The following is a 6,000-nucleotide window of genomic DNA, read 5'->3' on the forward strand; positions in this document are numbered from 1 at the left end:
CCTTGGAGTTCGTCATGGTCACCACTGCAACATCCTCCGCCCCGCTTATCGAAAAACACACGATCGGATACGTGCCCCCCGAAGACCGCCACGGAAAGGTAAGAGACCTGTTCACCCTGTGGTTCGGCGGCAACATCGCGCCGTTACCGATCGTGACCGGCGCACTGGGTGTGCAATTGTTCCACTTGAACCTGGTATGGGGCATCGTCGCCATCCTGGTGGGCCACCTGGTCGGCGGCGTGCTGATGGCGCTGCACTCGGCCCAGGGCCCGCAAATGGGCATCCCGCAAATGATCCAGAGCCGGGCGCAGTTCGGTTCCCTCGGCGCCCTGTTGGTGGTGGTGATCGCCGGCGTCATGTACATCGGCTTTTTCGCCTCCAACATCGTGCTGGCGGGTAAATCCCTGCACGGCGTGGTCGACAGCGTGCCCGTGCCCGTGGGCATCGTGATCGGCGCCATCGGCTCCGGCATCATCGGCATCATCGGTTACCGCTTTATCCACGTGCTCAACCGCATCGGCACCTGGGTGCTCGGCGCCGGTATCGTGCTGGGCTTCGGCTACATCTTCACTCACGTGCAGACCACCGATTTTCTGACCCGTGGCAGCTTCAATATCTCTGGCTGGCTGGCGACTTTGTCCCTGGCTGCGCTGTGGCAGATCGCCTTTGCGCCCTACGTGTCGGACTACTCCCGCTACCTGCCGGCCGACGTGCCGGTGGCGTCGACCTTCTGGACCACCTACCTGGGCTCGGCCCTCGGATCCAGCCTGGCCTTTATCTTCGGCGCCGTCGCCGTACTCGCCACCCCGGTCGGCATGGACACCATGGAGGCGGTAAAACTCGCCACCGGTGCCATCGGCCCGCTGATGCTGGTGCTGTTTTTGCTCAGCGTGATCAGCCACAACGCCCTCAACCTCTACGGCGCCGTGCTGTCGATCATCACCCTGATCCAGACCTTCGCCTACCGCTGGATCCCCACCGCCAAAAGCCGTGCGGTGATCTCCACGCTGGTGCTGGCCGCCTGCGCCATCGCCGCCGTGTTCGCCTCCAAAGATTTTATCGGCCACTTCGTCGACATGGTGCTGGTGCTGCTGGTGGTGCTGGTGCCGTGGACGGCAATCAACCTGATCGACTTCTACGCGATTCACAAAGGCAAGTACGACATCGCTTCGATCTTCCGCGTCGATGGCGGCATCTACGGCAAGTACAACCCGCAGGCGCTGCTGGCGTATGCGATCGGGATTGCAGTGCAGATTCCGTTTATGAACACGCCGCTGTATGTGGGGCCGATTTCCGAGCACATCAACGGGGCGGATTTGTCCTGGGTGGTGGGGTTGGTGGTGACGTCGCCGTTGTACTTCTGGCTGGCGAGTCGGGACAGTGCCTACAAGCGCCGGATGGACGGCGGGAACCTGGTGAGCGGGGTTTGATACCGCGCCCCGGCTTAAGCCAAAGGTCACATTCTGACAGGGTGCCAATACCGTCGCGGGTACGGCGGTATCGGCACCTTCAAGGGCGAATCAGCCCTCCCCTCGGATAACGGCAGGGTTGCGCTTACGCCCAACTGCGCCGGCGTGAAAACCCTGCGTTGAACCCCGAATCCAGCTCGCCTGCGCCATGCCCGGCTTTTTTGTACGGGCCGCCAGCGTCGATCTCGTTGCGAGCGCCGCGCTGACCGAAACCAGCGTTGAAGCCAGGGTCCAGATCATTTGCGTCATACTTGGCCGTGTTGTACTCGTCGGCGAAACCGATTTCTCTGCCAGCGCCGCGCTGACCGAAACCTGAGTGGAAGCCAGGGTCCACGTCGTTTGTGGCTTTATTGAACGTGTCCTTGACGGTTCTGCTTGTATCAAACTGAGGCAAGGGTATGCCTGAACTGAAACCATTGATTGAAGACATCGATACACCTCTTGATAGCTGGAAAAAACCCGTCGCCGGATGGGATCCCGACAGGTCGTTTTCCAGATTACAGCGCGCAGATAAAGCCATTCAATCAGGGGCATCTGGGCAGATGTAACTGCTTTAAACCCCGGCGGGCTGGGCTCAGAGCGTGCCTCGCGTGACTGTAGGAGTAATCCTGAAACGCGTGTGGGAAAGCGGTTGTAACGGCCATAATCGCAAGCAAATCCGAGGGGTCTACCCGTTAAAGAGCGGGTGATCGTTGACCGGTTTTTAACGGCTACATAACTGGTAACGTAAAGTCGTGCATGGGCTGGGTTGTGCCACCTCCCTCACCGGCCCGCCGTCACACACTGGTTACGCCCCGCCGCCTTGGCGCTGTACAACGCCTGATCCGCCACCTCAACCAAACCTTGCAAATCCTCCAGCTGAGCCCCTGTGGCTGTCGCAATGCCGATGCTCGCTGTCAGCCGCGCGAACGGGCTGGTGCCGTGCACAATGTGCTCTTGCTTCAACCGATCAAGAATCAGCTGGGCCACCACGGCGGCGCCGTCACTGTCGGTGTCCGGCATGATGATGCCCATCTCCTCGCCACCATAGCGCGCCACCAGATCTGACGGCCGCCTTACGCACGCCTCGAAGATTCTGCCCACCGTCTGCAGGCAGGCGTCCCCTGCCACATGCCCGTAGGCGTCGTTAAAGCGCTTGAAGTAGTCGATATCGATCATCAGCAATGCCAGCGTCGTGCCCTCCCGCTTGGCGCGCAGCGCCTCCCTGGCGAGGCTCTCATCAAAGCAGCGACGGTTTGCCAGCCCCGTGAGGGCATCCTTCATCGCCAGCAACTCAAGCTGCCCGTTGGAGGTGAGCAACTGCTGCTGGGTTTCACGCAACTGATCTTCCGCCTCGGTGCGCCGACGGATATCCAGGATCAAAAACCAGCCGATAAGGCCGGTAAGGCCCAGCAGCCCCGCCACCACCACCGCCGACAACAGTGCCTCGGTGCGCCACGCGGCAAGGGCTTCGCGCTTGCCCAGCGCCACCGTGGTGATCAGCGGCAGCCGGTCACTCTGGCGGAACGCGTAGAGTCGCTCCACGCCGTCCAGGCTGGAGGTAAACGAGGCAGTGCCGACCGACTGATCAACCAGGTACTTGGCATAGATGGGCGACGTGGAAAAGTTGCGCCCCATGTCTTGCTCGCGAAACGGATAACGCGCCAGCAGCGTACCGTCGGTATGCGACAAGCCAATTGCGCCGTCCTGCCCGACATCGATCTTGCCAAACAAGCGCAGGAAGTTTTCGATGCCTAAGGTCACTGCCACAACACCGGCAAAATCACCCTGCGCATCATTGAAACGCCGGCTGATGGTCATCACCCATTCCTGATTCGACCGGCTGACAATCGGCGGGCCGATAAAGATCTCGCGGGAAGGATCGTCACGGTGATGGATGAAATAGGCACGGTCTGTGCTGTTGGCGCCCGCAGGAATCGGCCGGTTGGAGGACATCAACCAGTGCCCATGACTATCGTAGATCGTGATCCCACTGAGCTGCGGCATCATCGGCTGCTGGCGGTTGACCAAGATACTCAGCCGCTGAATCTGCGCCGGCCCGCTGCCTTCGGTTTCCAGACGCTCGACCAGCCCGAGCAACAGCAGCGCACTTTGGCGCACGATGCCTTCGGAATAAGTCGACAGCGCCTGGGTAAGGTTAAGGCCATGGACGTCCACCTCCTGCAGGGCGCGATCTCGAGAGGCAAACACCTTCCAGACCGTCAATGACCCCAGGGAGCAACCGATAACAGCCAGCAAAAGCACAACCAGGTGGGTATCACGCTTCACATTGCTACCTTTGGCAAGCAGGGTTTTCCATAACAGCGGACAGTGGACCTGGGCACCGGCGGCAGCCATTCGCCCTGTTTCGCGAGCAAGGATACAAGTAGTTATAAACCGGCGCAGCAACAGATTATGCGCACGAGAACGGTTCATATTGCCGCGCCTCACGGTGGCCCCACGCAGACGCTTACAACTGATGATGTTCGAGCAAAAAGTCCACAAACAAGCGCACCCGCGCCGGCATCGCCGCGCCGCCGACGAACACCGCGTGAATCGGCTCAACGTCGCCGGGGTTCCAGGCTTGCAGCAGCGGTATCAGCTCGCCGCGGCGCAAATCCTCGCTGACGGTGAACTCACCGATACGCGCAATACCGGCCCCCACACGCGCAAGCTGTGCCAGCGCTTCACCACTGCTGCATTCGATGTTGCCGCTGACCTTGAGGGAAAACCCCTGGCCGTCGCGCATAAACGGCCAGTTGGGTTCGGCACGCCGAAAGTTGAAGCGCAAGCAATTGTGCCGCAGCAGGTCTTCGGGTTGCTGCGGGGTGCCGTGGCTTTGCAGGTACTCGGGCGAGGCCACCACCACCTGGCCGGTTTCGCCGAGCCTGCGCGCGGTCAGTGGGCTGTCGGGCAGAAGGCCAAAACGTATCGCCACATCGGCCTGGCCGCCGAGGATATCGACTACTTCGTCGCCCAGGGTCAGGTCGACCACGATGTTCGGGAAACGCGCACTGAAGGCGGCCACCAAGGGCACGATCGTCATACGCCCGTGGCCCAGGGCGGCACTGACCCGCAACCGGCCCCTTGGCACGCCCTGGTCGGCAATCGCCTCTTCCACCTCGTCCATGTCGGCCAGGATACGCCGCGCCCCGCGCAGAAACGCCTCGCCCTCGGCGGTAAAGGTGATCGCGCGGGTGGTGCGCAATAGCAGCCGCGTGCCAAGGCGCTGTTCGGCGCGCGCGATGATCCGGCTGACCGCCGACGGCGTAAGCCCCAACGCCCGCGCCGCCGCCGACAGGCTGCCCTCCTGCGCCACGCGGGCGAATACCAACATCTCACCCGACCTGCCGTTGAAGTCCATTTGTGCCCCTTACGCAAAGGTGATTGCCAAAAACGCCATCTACCGCCTTCAAAGGCTGGATCGTAGCATTGGCGGCATAGATAAGGAGCCTTCCATGCGTATCAATCCACCTCTAATCGCGCTCGCCATGGGTGCCTTCGGCATCGGCGTCACCGAGTTCGCCCCCATGGGCATGTTGCCGGGCATCGCCGCCGACCTCGGCGTCTCGATTCCCGCCGCCGGCCTGTTGGTCAGCGCTTACGCCATGGGCGTACTGCTCGGCGCGCCACTGATGACCCTGACCACCGGCAAGATCCCCCGGCGCTACCTGCTGATCGGGCTGATGGCGATTTTTACCCTGGGCAACCTGATGTCCGCCCTGGCCACCGACTACTACAGCCTGATGATCGCCAGGGTCGTCACCTCACTGAACCACGGCGCGTTCTTTGGCGTGGGCTCCGTGGTCGCCGCCAGTGTGGTCGCCCCGGAGAAACGCGCCGGCGCGGTGGCCGCGATGTTTATGGGCCTCACCCTCGCGACCATCGGCGGCGTGCCGCTGGCCGCCTGGTTCGGCGAACTGTTCGGCTGGCGCACCGCCTTCTGGGGCATTACCGGCCTCGGCGTCATCGCCATGGCCGCGCTGTGGTTCGCCCTGCCCAACCTCAAGGCGCCGCCACACGTCAGCGTGATGGCCGAAATTCGCGTACTTGGCCGCGGCCCAGTGCTGGGCGCATTGGCCCTCACCGTCATCGGCTCGGGCGCCATGTTCACCGTCTTCACCTACATCGCGCCCATCCTCAGCAGCGAAACCCACGCCTCCACCCCCTACATCACCGCCATGCTCGTGCTGTTCGGTGTGGGCCTGACCCTTGGCAACCTGTGGGGCGGCAAGGCTGCGGATCGCTCGATAGACCGCACCTTGATCGTGTCGCTGAGCGTGCTGATTGTGGTGTTGCTGGCGTTTACCGTGCTGATGCGCTGGCCGTTGCCGGCCGCGGTGGCGATCCTGATATGGGGTGTGGCCAGTTTTGCCCTGGTGCCGCCGTTGCAGATGCGGGTGATGGAGGCGGCCAAGGACGCGCCTAACCTGGCGTCGGCGGTGAATATCGGGGCGTTTAACTTTGGCAATGCGATTGGGGCGGCGTTGGGCGGTGTGGTGATTAACGCGGGCTGGGGGTATCCGGCGATTTCGCTGGCGGGGGCTGGGAT

5 protein-coding genes are annotated in these 6,000 nt (G+C 62.4%); 2 read left to right on the top strand and 3 right to left on the bottom strand.

Annotated features, from left to right (window positions below):
• Positions 1 to 14 precede the first annotated feature (14 nt).
• Entirely contained in the window at positions 15 to 1,430 is a 1,416-nt protein-coding gene (locus AOA59_RS26405; protein ID WP_099489612.1) for a cytosine permease, read from the top strand.
• A 124-nt stretch (positions 1,431 to 1,554) separates the two neighbouring features.
• Here AOA59_RS26405 and AOA59_RS26410 read toward each other — a convergent pair whose 3' ends face one another.
• The 3 genes from AOA59_RS26410 to AOA59_RS26420 all read right to left on the bottom strand — a co-directional run bounded on the left by AOA59_RS26410 (position 1,555) and on the right by AOA59_RS26420 (position 4,812).
• Positions 1,555 to 1,899 carry a hypothetical protein gene (locus tag AOA59_RS26410; RefSeq protein ID WP_099489613.1) on the bottom strand — a complete coding sequence of 115 codons (345 nt, stop codon included), beginning with the start codon at positions 1,897 to 1,899 and terminating at the stop codon, positions 1,555 to 1,557.
• A gap of 332 nt (positions 1,900 to 2,231) precedes the next feature.
• Positions 2,232 to 3,737, bottom strand: a complete 1,506-nt coding sequence (locus tag AOA59_RS26415; RefSeq protein WP_065929605.1) for a sensor domain-containing diguanylate cyclase — start codon at positions 3,735 to 3,737, stop codon at positions 2,232 to 2,234.
• A 181-nt stretch (positions 3,738 to 3,918) separates the two neighbouring features.
• On the bottom strand, positions 3,919 to 4,812 hold the full coding sequence (locus AOA59_RS26420; protein ID WP_177023835.1) for a LysR family transcriptional regulator: 894 nt from the start codon (positions 4,810 to 4,812) through the stop codon (positions 3,919 to 3,921).
• Between the two features lie 94 nt (positions 4,813 to 4,906).
• Here AOA59_RS26420 and AOA59_RS26425 point away from each other — a divergent pair.
• On the top strand, positions 4,907 to 6,000 hold a 1,094-nt coding region (locus AOA59_RS26425; RefSeq protein ID WP_099489614.1), incomplete at its 3' end, for an MFS transporter.

It is taken from the genome of Pseudomonas sp. 2822-15 (genome assembly GCF_002742515.1).
GTDB lineage: Bacteria > Pseudomonadota > Gammaproteobacteria > Pseudomonadales > Pseudomonadaceae > Aquipseudomonas > Aquipseudomonas salomonii.